Annotated in this window: 13 protein-coding genes; 6 read left to right on the forward strand and 7 right to left on the reverse strand. The window is 60.0% G+C overall.

Features of this window, described 5'->3' with window-relative positions:
• Window positions 1-5 precede the first annotated feature (5 nt).
• A complete protein-coding gene (locus tag GWG67_RS06425; protein WP_275168274.1) occupies window positions 6-1,601 on the reverse strand; it encodes a GMC family oxidoreductase in 1,596 nt (531 codons plus the stop codon).
• Window positions 1,601-2,728: a mandelate racemase/muconate lactonizing enzyme family protein gene (locus GWG67_RS06430; RefSeq protein ID WP_275168275.1), complete on the reverse strand. Its 1,128-nt coding sequence runs from the start codon at window positions 2,726-2,728 to the stop codon at window positions 1,601-1,603. Before GWG67_RS06430 ends, GWG67_RS06425 begins: the two co-directional genes overlap by 1 nt.
• Window positions 2,729-2,833: 105 nt before the next feature.
• On the opposite strand from GWG67_RS06430, the gene GWG67_RS06435 reads away from it, so the two are divergent.
• The 3 genes from GWG67_RS06435 to GWG67_RS06445 are packed head-to-tail and all read left to right on the forward strand — an operon-like array spanning window position 2,834 to window position 5,428.
• The gene (locus tag GWG67_RS06435) at window positions 2,834-3,604 is read left to right on the forward strand and encodes an ABC transporter permease (protein ID WP_275168276.1); all 771 of its coding nucleotides are present in this window, start codon (window positions 2,834-2,836) and stop codon (window positions 3,602-3,604) included.
• The gene (locus GWG67_RS06440) at window positions 3,601-4,410 is read left to right on the forward strand and encodes an ABC transporter ATP-binding protein (protein WP_275168277.1); all 810 of its coding nucleotides are present in this window, start codon (window positions 3,601-3,603) and stop codon (window positions 4,408-4,410) included. Before GWG67_RS06435 ends, GWG67_RS06440 begins: the two co-directional genes overlap by 4 nt.
• A gap of 22 nt (window positions 4,411-4,432) precedes the next feature.
• Window positions 4,433-5,428 (forward strand): ABC transporter substrate-binding protein, encoded by a 996-nt coding sequence (locus GWG67_RS06445; RefSeq protein ID WP_275168278.1) that lies wholly within the window; start codon window positions 4,433-4,435, stop codon window positions 5,426-5,428.
• Between the two features lie 190 nt (window positions 5,429-5,618).
• Here the strand turns inward: GWG67_RS06445 and GWG67_RS06450 are convergent, their stop codons facing one another.
• From GWG67_RS06450 to GWG67_RS06465, 4 genes are all read right to left on the reverse strand, one after another.
• Window positions 5,619-5,834, reverse strand: coding sequence for a hypothetical protein (locus tag GWG67_RS06450; RefSeq protein WP_275168410.1), 216 nt, complete (start codon window positions 5,832-5,834; stop codon window positions 5,619-5,621).
• 423 nt (window positions 5,835-6,257) lie between these two features.
• Window positions 6,258-6,779 (reverse strand): hypothetical protein, encoded by a 522-nt coding sequence (locus GWG67_RS06455; RefSeq protein ID WP_342761023.1) that lies wholly within the window; start codon window positions 6,777-6,779, stop codon window positions 6,258-6,260.
• 1,170 nt (window positions 6,780-7,949) lie between these two features.
• Entirely contained in the window at window positions 7,950-8,210 is a 261-nt protein-coding gene (locus GWG67_RS06460; protein WP_275168279.1) for a hypothetical protein, read from the reverse strand.
• A 161-nt stretch (window positions 8,211-8,371) separates the two neighbouring features.
• A complete protein-coding gene (locus GWG67_RS06465; RefSeq protein WP_275168280.1) occupies window positions 8,372-9,229 on the reverse strand; it encodes a helix-turn-helix domain-containing protein in 858 nt (285 codons plus the stop codon).
• 636 nt (window positions 9,230-9,865) lie between these two features.
• Here GWG67_RS06465 and GWG67_RS06470 point away from each other — a divergent pair.
• Together GWG67_RS06470 and GWG67_RS06475 are read left to right on the forward strand one after the other, a co-directional pair.
• Window positions 9,866-10,039: a hypothetical protein gene (locus tag GWG67_RS06470; protein WP_275168281.1), complete on the forward strand. Its 174-nt coding sequence runs from the start codon at window positions 9,866-9,868 to the stop codon at window positions 10,037-10,039.
• Window positions 10,040-10,130: 91 nt separating this feature from the next.
• A complete protein-coding gene (locus GWG67_RS06475) occupies window positions 10,131-11,804 on the forward strand; it encodes a hypothetical protein (RefSeq protein WP_275168282.1) in 1,674 nt (557 codons plus the stop codon).
• Between the two features lie 752 nt (window positions 11,805-12,556).
• Here GWG67_RS06475 and GWG67_RS06480 read toward each other — a convergent pair.
• Entirely contained in the window at window positions 12,557-12,877 is a 321-nt protein-coding gene (locus GWG67_RS06480; RefSeq protein WP_275168283.1) for a hypothetical protein, read from the reverse strand.
• Between the two features lie 343 nt (window positions 12,878-13,220).
• Here GWG67_RS06480 and GWG67_RS06485 point away from each other — a divergent pair, with 343 nt between their 5' ends.
• Entirely contained in the window at window positions 13,221-15,617 is a 2,397-nt protein-coding gene (locus GWG67_RS06485) for an autotransporter domain-containing protein (RefSeq protein WP_275168284.1), read from the forward strand.
• Window positions 15,618-15,628 lie beyond the last annotated feature (11 nt).

Below are 15,628 nucleotides of genomic sequence, written 5' to 3' on the forward strand. Positions count from 1 at the left end.
CGCGATCAAGCCATGACCAGCGCGGCACCGCGTTCGCCGATCATCAGGCTGGTCGCATTCGTGTTGGCCGACGTGATCTGCGGCATCACCGAGGCATCGATCACCCGCAACCGCTCGACGCCGCGCACGCGCAGCTGCGGATCGAGCACGGCCTGCGCATCCCTGCCCATGCGACAGGTGCCGACACAGTGAAACACCGTGCCCCCGGTATTACGCGCAAAGTCCCACAGCCCGGCATCATCCCTTGCCGCCTCGCCCGGCACCATCTCGACGTCCCAGAGCGTGCGAAACGCCCTCTGCTGATAAATCTCGCGCAGAATCTTCAGGCCCGCAACAATGGTCTTGCGGTCGATTTCCTCGGCAAAATAATTCGGCTCAATGCGCGGCTGCTTGAACGGATCGGTCGAGCTGATCACAAGCCGTCCACGCGACTTTCCATGGCATTGCCAAACCGAGGCGGTGAAGCCGGAATAGCTGTGCAGCGGCTCACCGGGCTTGTCGACTGAGAGCGGCATCACGTTGAACTGCACGTCCGGCCGGCCTCCGACCGCGTATTCCGTGCAGGCTGCGCCGCCGACCTGCCCCGCGCCAACCGTCAACGGACCGCTGCCAGCGAGCATCCACTGCAAGCCCATCTTCGCAAGCTCGACCGGATTTCGGACCTGATCGTTGAGCGAGATCCGCTCCTTCAGGCGGACGATCAGCCGAGCTTGATAGTGGTCCTGAAGATTGGCGCCCACTTCCGGAGCATCGGAAACGACGGGGATGCCGAGCTTGCGCAGTACATCAGCCGGACCGACGCCGGAGAGCTGGAGGATCTGCGGCGACTGCAGGGCCCCACCCGACAGGATGACCTCGCGATCGGCTGTTGCGCTGTGCACCTGTCCATTGCTAATCCATTCGACGCCGGTCGCGACGTGACCGTTGAAAACGACCCTGCTGACATGCGCATGGGTGATGATGGAAAGATTCCGACGGCCGGCAACCGGTTGCAGAAACGCGGAGGCGGAGCTGGTCCGCCAGTGGCGCCCGATGCCGAGCTGGTAAGTGCCGACGCCGAGCGTGGTTGCGCCGTTGAAGTCGGGATTGGGTGGCAGGCCAAACTGCACACCCGCCTCGACCCAGGCCCTGGATGCCCGATTGTCGTTGCGGAGATCAGAGACCTCGAACTCCCCAAGGCCACCGTGAAACTGGCTCTCGCCGCCGCGGTAGCGTTCGTAGCGCCGGAAATAAGGCAGGAGTTCGCGATAGCTCCAGCCATCGGCGCCGAGGCGGTCCCAATCGTCAAAATCTTCGTGCTGGCCGCGGATGAAGATCAGGCCGTTGATCGATGAGGACCCGCCGAGCACACGACCGCGCGGCCAGACAATGGCGCGGCCCCCGCTTCCCTCCGATGGTTCTGTCCTGAACAGGCGCGAGAAGCGTTCGTTGTAGATGGTCCGGTAGTATCCGACCGGAAGCCTGAGCCAAAAGTTCCGGTTCGATCCACCGGCTTCCAGCAGCAGCACGCGGCAGGCGGGATCGGCTGATAACCGGTTTGCGACCACGCAGCCGGCGGAGCCCGCGCCGACGATAATGTAATCGTAGCCGTGCGATGACATCAGGCGGTCCGGTACTGTTCGATCGACGCGAGATCAGGCGTGAGGCCGAGACCCGGCCCGTCGCCGAGCTCGATCGTTCCGTCCCGGACTTCAAGCACGGGACCACAGAAGCGATCGCGGAGCGGGTTCTCATTGCAATCGACTTCCAGCAGCCCGTCCCCGCCGACGCCGGCCAGAAGGTGGGCCGATGCAAGAAGTCCGACGCCGGCGCCAAGATAATGCGGACAGAACATCTTTCCTGACTGCAGGATGTCGCGGGCGATGCCCTCGCAAGCCGACAGTCCACCCCATTTCGCGATATCAGGCTGGACCACGCCGAGAACCGGCTCGCCCAGCACCTCGGCAAATCCGGCGTGGCTGGCGATGTTCTCGCCGGCGGCGAGCGGAAAGCGGATCTTCTCGCGGAGCTGCTTCCACTCCTGCCGCGGGCGGTCGGCGCGGATCGGCTCCTCGAGCCAGCCGAGGCCGAAGGCCTCCAGCTGCGGAGCAAGCTCAAGCGCCTGAGCGATGGTCCAGGCCTGGTTGACGTCGGCGGCAAGCACGCCCTCGCCAACAAGCCGCCGCAGTGCTGCAAGATTGGCGCGGTCGACAGCTGGATCAAAACCTATCTTCAGTTTCAGGGCGCGGTAACCGCGTGCAAGCGCTGCCTCCGCCGTTTTCTCCGATCCGATCGGATTGATGCCGCTGGCGTAGACCTTGATCCTGTTCCGAGATCCGCCGAGCAACTTCCACAGCGCAACGTTCTGGCGGCGCGCGTGGAGATCCCAGACAGCAAGATCGATGCCGGCGATCGCCTGCGCGAAGGGACCCGCTTCGCCGGATTGCAGCGCGAGCACCGAGGTTCCCTGCGTCAGGCGCTCGAAAGCAGCTGATGGTCCTTGCGCCTTGAATCCGACAAGGGCCGGCGCGAGCACCTCGTTGACCAGCCGAACACGATGCTCGGCGCCCGGCGCTGGAAAATTGCACCACACCTCGCCCCAACCCACGTAACCGTCCGTATCCTCGACGCGAACGAAAACAGCAGGCCGATCGGCCATCCGCCCGAACGAGGTGGTGACGTGTGTCGTCAACGGATAGCGATAGCCGAAAGCCTGGAGGCTGCGAATGGTGAAAGACGACGATGTCATGCTCAAAAGGCCTGCTATGCCTATGACCAAAGGCGCTCTTGTATGGTCATCCTATTTATAATATGACTTGGAAAACATCAACCGCTATCCAGGTGGACGCGTCGAATGAACGGAGCTGGCGTAAGACGCTTTGGTCTCGGATTGATTCCGTGGGTCGGTGCAATCCTGCTCTGGTACACGGTGCGCTGGAGCGGCTTCGTCAATGTCTCGCTGATCCCCGCGCCGCACCAGGTCGCCGCCAAGTTCTTCGAGCTCCTCACGAAGGAAGGCCTCCTCGTCGACATCTTCGTCTCGACCAGACGCGTCTTCTTCGGCGTCGCGCTCGGGATTCTTGCAGCGGTGCCCGTTGGCTTCCTGCTCGGCTGGTATCGCCCGGCCCGCACCTTCGCCGACCCGATGATCAACTTTTTCCGCGCGCTGCCACCAATCGCGCTGATCCCGCTGGTGATTGTCTATTTCGGCGTGGACGAGGTCGCAAAACTGGTCATCCTGTTCTACGCCTCATTCTTCTCCGGCGTGATCGTGATGTATGAAGGCGTCTCGCAGATCACGCCCCTCTACATCCGCGTAGCGCAGACGCTCGGCGCGAGTCAGGCGGAAATCTTCCGCAAGGTCATCATTCCCCTCACCGTCCCGCATATCCTCACCGCGTTGCGGGTCGCATTGGGTGTGGCGTGGGCGACTCTCGTTGCATCCGAGCTGATCGCGGCCCAGCGCGGACTTGGTGCGATGATCCAGAATGCCTCGACCTATTTCCTGCTCGATGTCATTTATGTCGGCATCATTTGCATCGGCCTCATCGCTCTGATCATGGACATGATCCTGCGCAGGATCACGGCGCGGCTGTTGGTGTGGCAGGATCGGGTCGTCGCATGACGAAGCGTGCGCGATTCGAAAACGTTTCGTTGTCTTTTGAGACTCCGAAGGGCCGGCTCAACGTCGTCGAGGACGTCAGCTACGACATCAACGATGGCGACTTCATCGCCGTGATCGGGCCCTCCGGCTGTGGCAAGACCACGATGATGAGCATGCTCGCGGGTTTCCAGAGGCCGACGACCGGAAATGTGCTGTTCGACGGACGTCCCGTCGCGGGTCCCGGACCCGAGCGCGGCGTCATCTTTCAGGAGTATGGAGTCTTCCCGTGGCTGACTGTGAAGCAGAACATCGCTTTCGGCCTGACGCTCAGCGCCAACCGCGTCGCGGCAGGCGAGCGCGATGCCATCTGCGATCACTATCTGGGTCTGATGGGATTGTCCGACTTCGCCAGCTCCTATCCCAAGCATTTGTCCGGCGGCATGCGTCAGCGGCTCGCGATCGCGCGTGCCTACGCTGTCAAGCCGCAGTTCCTGCTGATGGATGAGCCGTTTGGCGCACTCGATGCCCAGACCCGTTCCAACATGCAGAACCTGCTGCTCAAGGTGCTTGAGACTGAAGGCAAGACGGTCATGCTGATCACCCACTCCGTGGAAGAGGCGATCTATCTCGCCTCCCGAATCGTCGTGGTGACCGCCCGGCCGGCACGGATCAGGGAGATCATCGACGTGCCGTTCGCCTATCCGCGCGATGAATCGATCCAGGAGCGGCCCGAATTCGGCGAGCTGCGAAGCTACATCAAGCAACTGGTGATGGACGAGTATCGCGCCCAGCAGGCGCAAATGCGTCCGGCATCATTCTCGGAATAACAAGCAAACTGGAGGATACACCATGGATCGCAGACAATTTCTGGGCACGACGGCGGGCCTTGCGCTTGGCACCTTCACGGCCTCGGCACCGGCGATCGCGCAAGCGAAAACGAAGGTCCGCGTCGGTTATCTTCACACTGTCGCCGTCGATGGCCAGATCTGGACCGGCATGGATCGCGGTTCCTTCGAAAAGCAGGGCCTCGATCTCGAGCTGCGACAATTCAACACCGGCTTGGAGATCTTCCAGGCGCTGATCGGCGGCAGCCTCGACGTGCTGGCAACCGGCGCCGTGCTTTCGAACTTCCCGGCCCGGGGTCAGGGCAAGGTGTTCCTGATCAACGACATTGAGGTCGCGACGGCACAGCTCTGGGTTCGCGGCGACCAGGGCATCAAGTCGTTTGAGGACCTTAAGGGCAAGCGGATCGCGACCGCGACCGGTACCACCGCGCATGTGTTCTTGGATACCGCGCTTCGCGCCAACAAGGTCGATCCGAGGGAGGTCGAACTCGTTAACCAGACCATGCCAGCCGCCGTGACCGCCTTTATCTCCGGCGCGGTACCGGCCGTCGCTCTTTGGGTACCCTTCAACGTCACGGTTCGCGACAAGGTGCCAGGCGCGGTCAAGCTCGCCGATGCATCAGCCTACTATCCAAAGGCCGCTATCATCGGCGGCTGGGCGGCGGCCAACGATTATTACGAGCCAAACAAGGAAACGCTGGCGAAGCTCATCCGTGGTTGGGCGGATGCCAATGACTACATCATCGCGAACAGTACCGAAGCAATGGATAAACTGCAAAAGGACCACTATAGCCAAACACCGCTGGCGGACATCAACGAGTCATTTAAGGCCCAGAAGATGTTCACGTCCAAGGACTGGAAGCGCATGTATTCAGACGGGACGGTCACCAACTGGCTGCAGCAATCTACGGATTTCTTCATGGCCAATGCAGGCATCAAGGATTTCACGCCGGCAAGCAAATATTTCGACCCCAGTCTGTATCTAAAAACAATCGTGTGATCTTATCGCGGAAGCTGGCGGCTCCGTTGCAAGGAGCCGTAGCACCCGCGCTCTCTACATCATAAAATAGGCTTCCGTGCGAAAGCTAATCAGTCGATGATATGGCTTCGGTTTACTTGGAGCCTACTGGCGGCGAAACCGCCTCTTTTGCATAACTAAGCGACCACAGCTGCGGCTTCATTGGCCCTTCTCATTCACTGTAGGATCGCTGTTGCCCTGTTTCGGCCGTCTTGTTCGAAGACAAGCAACGCCGCGCCCGCTCTATCTGGACGTCGGTAGTACCCTGACTACGGGCATACATTTCAGCCAGGGCTGCTGAATACCTTGCTACGTAGTATCTGACTTCCGAGCAGGAGATCCGGTCTCCGGGCCTGTGTTGGCGTGCGGCATACGCGTCAGAGCTCATCGTGATCAGGAACAAAACGGCAGACGCGACCTTCATTGCTACCTCCGTACCTGGTGGTTCATTGCACGGAGGTGGCCTGACTCGCGGTAGCTGCGCAAATTAACATTTGTAGCCCTGCGGAGTGTTGCTCTCTTGCGCCACAGTCAGAGTCGTAGAAATGTGAGCGTCACGATGGAGGCGCAGCATCTGGGATGGCTCGTCGCTCCGACGACGGCCAGCTCAAAAGCGCCCGACTTGCGGCGGCGTGGGAATCCAATCCCCCAAGGACTCACCAGCCGGTAATCAGTAGCAACCGTATTGCCAGATTGGCATCATCCGGCGCCTATCATTTGCGCGCGAACGCCTGACCAATTCCGAGACAGAGGCTTCGTTGCTGAGAGCGCCGCATTAAGGATGGGTTCCCCGATTAGGTCGCGTGCGGATTCACGACTGTATATCCGCGCAATGAGCGAGCATGAACGCGTGTTGCATGCCCGCCAGAGTTGGCGTCGTACGCCATCCACATGTCGCCCCCAACGTGCTGTTCCAATACAAACACGTGGCCGTGGCGTGCAGCGACCATTCCCGGTGCAGGCGTGTACGGGGCAAACGGAGCCAATTCGCCGCAACGTTCAACTCCGGAATGACCCGACCGAACGCAAGGATCGCGGCGCCACAACCGCAATATGAGGGCGGGCATCCGGCCGGACGACCACCGATCACGCTGCCCTCGGGCTCACTCGCGCTCGCAAATGCATTCAAAGCATTTTCAGTTGAAGTCCCTCGTTCGCGCATCTGCAGCCAACCCGCGCGTCGTGCGCTCCTGGGACCAGCGTTCAGGTACGAGAAGTCACACGGCATCGACACGTTGCATTCGGCGATTTTCTGGTTGCGGAAGGGACGCGCCTCAGATGGGATTGAGCCGGTGATGAAAACAAGCGAAGTGAAAAAGACAAGCTTCAACATGCAGGACTCCTACGCGTGTCCTGCCCCGCCTGCAGAGGCTACAAACAATTTGGTCTACTAAAGGCCATTTTTGTGGCCACCCTGCTTCTGCTGACGTCCTGCTTAACTCAGGTTAAATTGAAACGCGCACACATGGCGCTTCTCGTCGAGTATCCACCACGTAGATTTCGCCGAATATCAATTGCTGCTGACTGATAAGGTTTGCCGACAATTCTCATCAGTCTAGGACCGTCTTTAATTGGGCGATCGTTACAAGCAAGCCGACTGTTTCCGCGTCATCAGATTAGGCGCCACTTTCCGCCGCTGCGCTCGGCTTCAGAACGGATGGCGTCAATCGCGTGGAGCTATCAGGACCGCAACGCTGGCGGCGATTATGATGACTAACAACCAACTGATCACCCTCATCTCCATCAACATTATAGAGTGAACGCGCTCAATCCCGCACAGTCAAAAAGAACCCGCCGGAAAGCTTAATTTCAGCGAGGGGCTGAGGACTCAAGGCCGTCCGCAGTCGGTCCTATTAGCGAAATGCCAGTAACCGGGTCTCGACCGAGCCCACCATGACCGGGTCTCTGTGCCTTCGCAGCGGCAGAAACCAGAATTGTTCCGCCCTCGGAACAGAGGGTTTCGGTTTCGACGAACTTATGTTTGCAATAGAGACAAAGGTGCGGCAGAACTTTTTGTTACGGGCTGGCTGCATATTTCACTTGGTGTTTTTAACCCGGCTTCATTTGACGACGCGTGGGCCGCAGCGACTTAACCTCCCGCTGCGGCCTTCGCCGCACGGCAGGCCAGCGTGAAGCGGCGAGCGCCCCTCAAGGTACGGCCTGTCGTTGAGGCCTCATAGTCGGAGGACCGTGAGAACGGCTCAAGCGTCTCCAGCCGCAGCTTTCCCGTCTGCTCCGCTGATCGAGTTTCGCAAGAGCGGCTCGCCCTGAGCATTTAGCCATTGGGACAGCTGGCCGCGAGTCGATTCCGGTTGCACTAAAGGGGCGGAATCCCGCATTATGGTTTTGCTGGGCGAAGCGGACCTACGGTGGCTCTGAAGAACCCTGAGGCTATTGCGGCAGTCGTGACCGCGCTCCGGTTTACTCACGGCGACGAAACGGCCTCCAGCTCTCTGAATTTTAACGCCTTTACGGTTTCCTGACGGAAGATCGGGATAACTGGCTAGAGGGGCGGGACGGCAACGCGCAGCGTGGGCCTGCCATCGACGAAGACCCGCAGCCGATCGGTATCATCGATCGCCCCAACATGGCTGGCGGGGCGACGATCGATGTCGATGTTGGTGAACTGCACGCGACCGGCATTCAGCTCCTCGAGGAAGGCCTGCACGGTGCTCGCTTCGACGAGATCGACATAAGTGTCAATCTCGTCGCTGTTACCAACGCTGAGATTGGCGATGCCACCAAGCTTGTGTGCGTCAGGCATTTCCGGCGTCGTCTGGCTAAGTAATTCCCATGCTGGTTGCCGGCAGCGCCTCATTTGAGGCTCCTCACTTGAGGAGATAGAACATGATAAGCTCGGGCCGCAAACTCGGTCCTGAGAATGATGCCGGGCACTCAATGGTTACTTGCGCTTGGCGCTTCGAATTACCGTTCCTTAGTGCGCATTGAACGCTGGACCACCTGCGCCTTTCTTGGCCCCATGTTGCTCGCTGGGAGCCGCCCGAGCAATGTGTGAAGCTCCCGGAAGGAACCCACGAGGCGCGCATTCCGCATCGGTACCCATGGCGCACTTCCCGCCAGAAACAATTTAAGACGCCGACTCGTAAGCGTTTGACGCAGGTGATCTTGATAAGTCGCTGTCGCCCGGCGGGTCATGTATGAAGACCCCGAGACGACAAGAACGTCCGGCTTCAACTTTTTGAGTAGGGGAGCAAGTTCTTCCGCGGGCGGGCCTTCGCCGACCCAGTGAACTTGCAAACCCGCTTCTACCAGCACCAACTCCGCGAGCGACAGTCCCAACGTGTGTCGCTCCCCAGGCATAGTCTGCAGGATGGCAACACGTGAGGCGTTGCCATCCGACGAAATTTCATTAACGCAGGCCGCCGCAGCGCGTCGGAACGCCTCGCTTGCAATATGTTCCTGGAACACATTGCAATCACCAGCTTCCCAAAGCCTCCCGATTTCAACGATGACCGACGCAAGCTCGTCGGCCACCTGCGCCCAATCTCCACAGCGCTCTCGAGCAACGAGAAACATCGTCTTTAGTCGCAGTGAATCTCCGGTGAGCATAGCATCGAGCCACGCAGCCAGCGGCTTTGCCAACTCTGGAGGACGCATCGATGCGATCAGACGCCGCAATTCAGCCACGGGTATGCGTCGATGACCGCCGTTTGTTCGTTCTGCGCGTAATAGACCGCTATCGACCCATCGCTGGATCGTTGCGGGCGCGACATTCAATCGGCGTGCAGCCTCTCCCGTCGCGACGCTATTTTGTGCTTTCATCGCTATTGAGCCTACTCGTAAGCGCTTAGAGTTCCACAAATCCGACGGACCATCAATGGCACATTGACATCTTGCGCGAGTTTTGGTATCCAAATTCAATCAATCCGCTATTTACCTCGATGTACGTGCCGTCGAATGCGTTTGTCGAGCGTGATCGGCGGGAGCTTGCTGTCGCCGGTTCAGCGGGTTGCTGGCCGCTGTGCGGCGCGGGTTGAACCAGGAACGATTCTTTTCCTCTAAGATGGAGAAGTCGTCATGAAGCATTCGCTTCTCGCTGCAGCAGCCGTCGGCGCAGTACTCTTGACAGCGTCGCCGGCTCACGCACAGACCTCGCCTGCGGCAAGCTCTTCCTTGAATGGCATCGTGCTGCCTCGGTTGGAGGCGGATTTGGCGCGTTTCTTTCAAGGATAGTGCGAGGCGGCGCGGCGGCGCTCACGCTAACGAGGAGTCGGAATGTGCCTTGGCCTGTGGCCCTCTTGCCAATTTGCTCCATGGAAGACGGATCGCCCCAAGGCAAGACCGCCTGGCTGACGCGGCCCTACTACGTCCCTCCGCTTGGCAAAGGCCTGGATTGCGTCGGGTATTCAGCGATCGCCGACGACAAGGCTTTTAGGGCGGTGAATCTAGCGTTCGCACATGGCTGGCAGCTTCTCTGTCACTGTAACGGGGACGCGGGCCGCCGACGTCTTCATCGCCGCTCTCCAGGATCCGACGAAAAAGCACGGAAAAGCCGATCGCCGCGCAGCAAAAAGCGCTGGTAAAAATTATCGTTTCGTCGAGCAATCATGGGCTCGCCAGTCTAATGCGTGATGTACCCTTGTCTCCCGAGCCGGGAAGCGGTTCTGTGGACGTCGTGGCTCGCGAGGACGCAGAGGTCCCGCCAACACACGTACGTGCCGAGTTGGAATGCATTCTCTCTAGCCAGCACTTCCCGGCCAGCGAGCGTCGTCGCGCATTCCTGCGCTTTATTGTCGAGGAGACGCTTGCCGGCCGTGGCGATAGCCTGAAGGGCTATACTGTTGCCTTGGCCGTATTCGGCCGCAAGGAGACGTTCGATCCTCAAGCTGATCCGGTCGTCCGTCTCGAGGCGCGCCGCTTGCGGCGAGACTTGGACAGCTACTATGTAGGCGCCGGACGAGACGATGCCGTGCGTATTGTCGTCCCCAAGGGATCGTATGTTCCTTATTTCGGGTGGTTCGCCCGCTCGCCCGTACCGCCGTTGATGTCTGCTGATACTGCGCAAGTGAACGGCGCGAAGCGCGTCCGCGATCCAAGGAGGTCCGACCTCTCTTGGAGAGTGCTGATCGCTGCCGCCTCGGCGGCCATTCTGTCCATTGGGCTCGCCGCGCTGTGGATTTGGATGCCACGATCGCCCCCGCTTGTATCCTCGCGCGAGCCTGCGGTCCTCCTCATGCCGTTTGAGGCACTGAGCCCTGGAGAAAGTGCGCGCCATTTCGCCGCGGGCATTGGTCAAGAATTGACCAGCAATCTGATTCAGTTTGAAGGCTTTCGGCTTTTCACCTCGCCGACAGGTGGCGGCCAGCCCCCGAGTTCAGCCGCCGCGCAATTCGGCAACGGCCTTGACGTTGTCTACGCCATCAGCGGAAGCGTGCAAACTAATGCCGACGAAGTGCGGGTGACGACAACTGTATCAAACGCGAGCAACAGGGAGATAGTTTGGGCGCGAACATACACCCGATCGGCCGATCCCCGATTGCTCATGGAGACTCAAAAGGAACTCGCGGGCGAAATTGCGGGTCTCATCGGCCAACCGTCGGGCGTGCTGCGGAACGACATTCGCAACAGCCCGTCCCCGCGCAGCATGGCAAGCTACAACTGCGTGTTGCGGGCTTATGAATATCAGCGCACTTTCTCGCATGCGCTTTTCGCTCCTGTCATGGAGTGTCTCAAGGAAACCGTTCGACGGGATCCCCGATACAGTGACGCATGGGCGATGCTCGGATGGCTGCATGTTCACGCGGGACGCCTGGGCTACACCGGGGCCGGCAATACTCAAAAGGAATACGCCGAAGCTCTGGAAGCAACGTCGCGCGCGGTCAAGCTCCAGCAAAATAGTCCCCTTGCGCTGAAAGCCCTTGCCGCGACTTATCATTTTTTGGGCCGCTATGAAGAAAGTGATCGCATTAGCCGACAAGCGATCCGACTCAATCCGAACGATCCCGATGCGCTCGGCCAGTTCGGTTGGCGGCTCTCGATCCGAGGAAACTTTGCCGAGGGCGTCCCACTGCTCAAGCGGGCGATAGAAGGCTCGTTGAGCCCTCCGCCCTGGTATTTTCATTTCATCGCCGTTGATCTGTATATCCAAGGCCAGTATGAGCAGATGCTGCATGTAGCCGAACAGGCGGCGTTGAGCGATACGGGGTTCAGCCAGTTATTGATCGCGATCGCGAATGCAGAACTGGATCGTCGCGACGACGCTGAGGTCGCACTTGCAAAGCTGTCGCGACATGAACCATTGGCGAGCGATCCCGCAGGTTTTCTTCGCCGCAATGGCGCGGCTGATCAAGTTGTTGACGCTCTCACGACTGGCCTGCGCAAGGCGCGGTCACATTGACCCGGGCAGAACTTTCAATCCGGTCAAACGCGGCCTGTTCGCTTTGGTTCGCGCCGGCAAAAGACCGCCTGTCGGCGGCCCTCTGTCAGCCGTGAAGGGACTGGGCACGGTTACGGGCGAATCCCGTTCTTACGCGCGCAATCGCGGTAGGCGGAATAGCCTGCGGAGTTTCGCATGGCCGTGGCTCCGCTTGTCATGCTGCCGGCAGCAGCCGAGGCAGCTTCGTTCGCCTGTCTGAAACATTCAGCACGGATTGCGTCGGTATCTTTCTTTGGCGCAGCATCGGCTGGACGGGCACTGCCAAGCGCCAGCACAAGTAGGCCTAAAGTGCTCAGTGTTCTTGCATTCAACATCATCCTCTCCCTTGATCCGTTGCTTCTTGGATAGCCCATCCCACCGGCTCAACCGGCAGCTTAGCCCTCGAAAGTTTGCTTCAAGAACAGAGGCGATCAAGATACGGACATGTTCGCACCGGTCCTACGGAACCGCTGCATGGAGGCGTCAACCCGCGCTGCGGTTGGTCATGTCGAAAACGGCGTCCAAAGAAGAACAGGGTCGTCGGCTTGCCGAGGAATTCGCTCCCAGAGGTTTAGACAAATCGCGAGAATTGTTTCGAGTGAAATCAACCCGGACTGCTGGATGGACAAAACTGCGCCCGAACGAATCAAAGTCGTTGGCTGGGGAAAAGTGACGTATAATGCCAAGAGCATTCATGGCGTCTAACTGGTCGGCCCGAAGGGTCTGGCCATGTATCAGAACAACTCACAGCGAGCCATTTGCCGCGCTCTCATTGAGGTTCGTTGATTGGGGACTAGGTTCCGTCCTACTAGGGACAATATCGCAAGGGCGACCTTCGCCGTCTCCGCCGAGACCAGCGGATCGACGATCGTGATGCCTTCGCTGCCCTCGATGATCGTCATGTTGGACTGGTCCTGGTTGCGGACCTGATAGATGCCTTCCACTATCTCGAACAGGGCGGAGATGTTGATGAGCCGGGATTGCCGCCACAGGCTGGGATGGACTGTCTCGGGCGCGTTGGCGTGCTTGATGAAACCGTACTGCTGCGCAGCCACATCGCGTCGCCTGCGCTTCCATCTCAACTGTCCCATCTGCTTCGGCTTAGGCTTTGTCTGTGAGAACCACCAGACCGGGCCTGGAGCGAAGAACTTGGCTGCTTGACGACGTCAACGAAGGATCCGCACGTCGAGAGTGCTTTGCGTTCCCACGCCGCAGCGTCTTTGCCGCGGCGGACGTCGGCCGTCGACGACGTGGCAATATCAGCAATTGTAACGAGAAGTTGCGCGGTACAACACCGGCAGACAATCTGTAGTGGCAATCCCTCGCGCCGCATTTTCGCGGCTGAAAATTCTATCGACGAATACTAGAGTTGAATCGGGCTGGCTTTGGAGACCGCGGATGGATGTACCGCGAATTCAATCGGCTTCGCCTTCGGTAACGCCAGCCGGAGATCCGGTCGCATTCGACCCGCAGCGCTTGTGCTTCCCCGCCGACCTGTGGCGGTTCCGCTCGTTGCTATTGGGAACGGCGGTAACGCTCGCCTACGGCCAGGTCGCGGTTGCGGCGGATCGCATCCACCTTCGATACGATGGCTACCGGCCCGCAACGAATGATTACTGCATCAATGCGAGCAGCGTACAAGGCGATCCGCAAATCGGTTTCATGTGGCGCTTCAGCAAGAGCGGAACGCTGACCGGCGGGCCGACCTTCCTCGACATGAGGACAGACCCGGCCATCGAAGTATTCCCCCCGTCATTCGATGATCATGAGAAGTTCAGGGCCTATGGCAGTGCCCTGGGACCGCTGCTCGGTGAAAAGTCCCTTTCGAACGAGGTGAATGCATTCACCAACCAGTTGTGTTCCATATCGCCGCCATCACCGCCGCCGCCTCCACCGGGGCCACCACCGCCGGGGCCGCCGCCGCCGCCAATTCCGCGGCTTCCACGGCACTGGAACGGCTTCATACCGTTTCCAGATTTCGGGCCATTCCCGCCGCCGTCACCGCCCTCACCACCGCCTCCGCCACCTCCGCCGGGGCCACCGCCGCCGCCAGCACCACCCGGGCCACCTCCACCTCCGCCGCCGATGCCGGTGCCGCATGCGAATTTCGCACGCGCATTGGGGACGGATTTTGCGCGCAGCTACTTCCTCTCGGACGCGATCCTGGCCGGGTTCAACCAGTACGCAAGCGTTGCCAACAGTCCGACCTCGGCATCGATGGGCCACGGTTGGCACGCATGGGTCACGCCGCGCCAGGTCAATTTCACCGACCGGGTCGTCGGGCTCACGTCGCAGGGCACGCTGTCGGAACTCACGTACGGGCTCGACTATCGTGTCGGCCCGGACCTCATTGCGGGTATCGCGCTCAATCCGGAAAGCACCAAAGTCACGTATGACGGACTGAATGCGTCGATTTACCAATCGGGAATTGGCGGCGGGCCTTATCTGGGATGGCTCATCACCCCAACAACGCTGTTCGATGCCTGGCTTGGGTACGCGCGACTCGATCGCGCCTTCGACGCTTTCGGGCACGGCGCCAATATGCCCGTCGACCGCGTCTTCCTGTCCTCGAGCATCACCCAGATCATCGATACGCCCTGGATGCGTGTCCTGCCTCGATTTACGGTTTTTCATGCTCACGACGACGTCTCGGGTGTCACGAGCGGTCAGGGATTTTCCATCCCCGGCCAGGCCTATAGCTGGGGCCATGTGGAAGGCTCGGTGGAGCTCAACCGGGATTTCGGTCTTGATTCCCGATTTATGCTGCAGCCGTTCGTCCAGGCCACATTGCGGTACGACACGCAGCAACTGGTCAACACCATCACAACGATCAACGGCACGGATATCGAGCTCTCGCGCTTGCACGGGCAATTGCGCGGCGGCGTCCGGACCCGGCTCGGATCCCAGGCTGAGTTGTGGCTCTCAGGCGGCTATCTGTCCTTCTTTACGCCCGGGATCGATGCGTGGGAGGCGAAGGCGCATTTTCGCATGCGGTTCGACGAGGCGAGCTCGGCGTTTGCTGCCTTCATGCCGGTCAAGGCCAAGCCGATTCTGCCGTATAGCTGGACCGGCTGCAGCATCGGCGTGAACGCCGGCTATGGTTCGGCCAATGCCGAATTCTCTTCGGCGCCGAATGGAGCCGTCGTTGAGTTTGCTCAGATCACCGGAACTCTCCCCCAACTTGCAACCCAGCAGGCGGGCTCGAACGCCGCTCGACGCAAAGGCGGGGCTACGGCCGGCGGAGGCGTCTCCTGCAATGTGCAGTATGGCAAGACGGTCGTCGGGCTCGAAACAGATTTGAACTACACCGATCTGCAATCGTCGGAGCTGCGCGGACCATTCCCGCTGGCGCCGGGAGTCAACAACACCTGGGAGAACAGCTTTCGATCGAACTATCTCGGGACCATCCGCGGACGCCTCGGGTTCCTGGCCAACCCTTCGAACATGTTCTACGTGACCGCGGGCTTGGCGTATGCGGAGTTTGCCTTTGCGACCGCGGCGGATTTCCCTGGCTTCTCCGGCTTTCGATTTGCGGGGGCTGACTCGCGCGTGAAGCCGGGCTGGACGGCGGGCTTCGGCTGGGAAACCGTTGTGAGCGGCCCGTGGACGGCCAAGTTCGAGTATCTTCACGTCGACCTCGGCGATCGCAGCGCCCCGGCACCACAGAATGTCGGTGCGCTGAGCCCATTTGCATGGACACATTCGGCCAAATTGAGCGACGACGTCATTCGCCTAGGGTTGAGCTACAAATTCACCGGTGCGCCAAATGGAGCTACCGGCTGGTTCGCGCAATGAGACAATAGCAG

Source organism: Bradyrhizobium sp. CSS354 (genome assembly GCF_029051725.1).
Classification (GTDB): Bacteria; Pseudomonadota; Alphaproteobacteria; order Rhizobiales; family Xanthobacteraceae; genus Bradyrhizobium.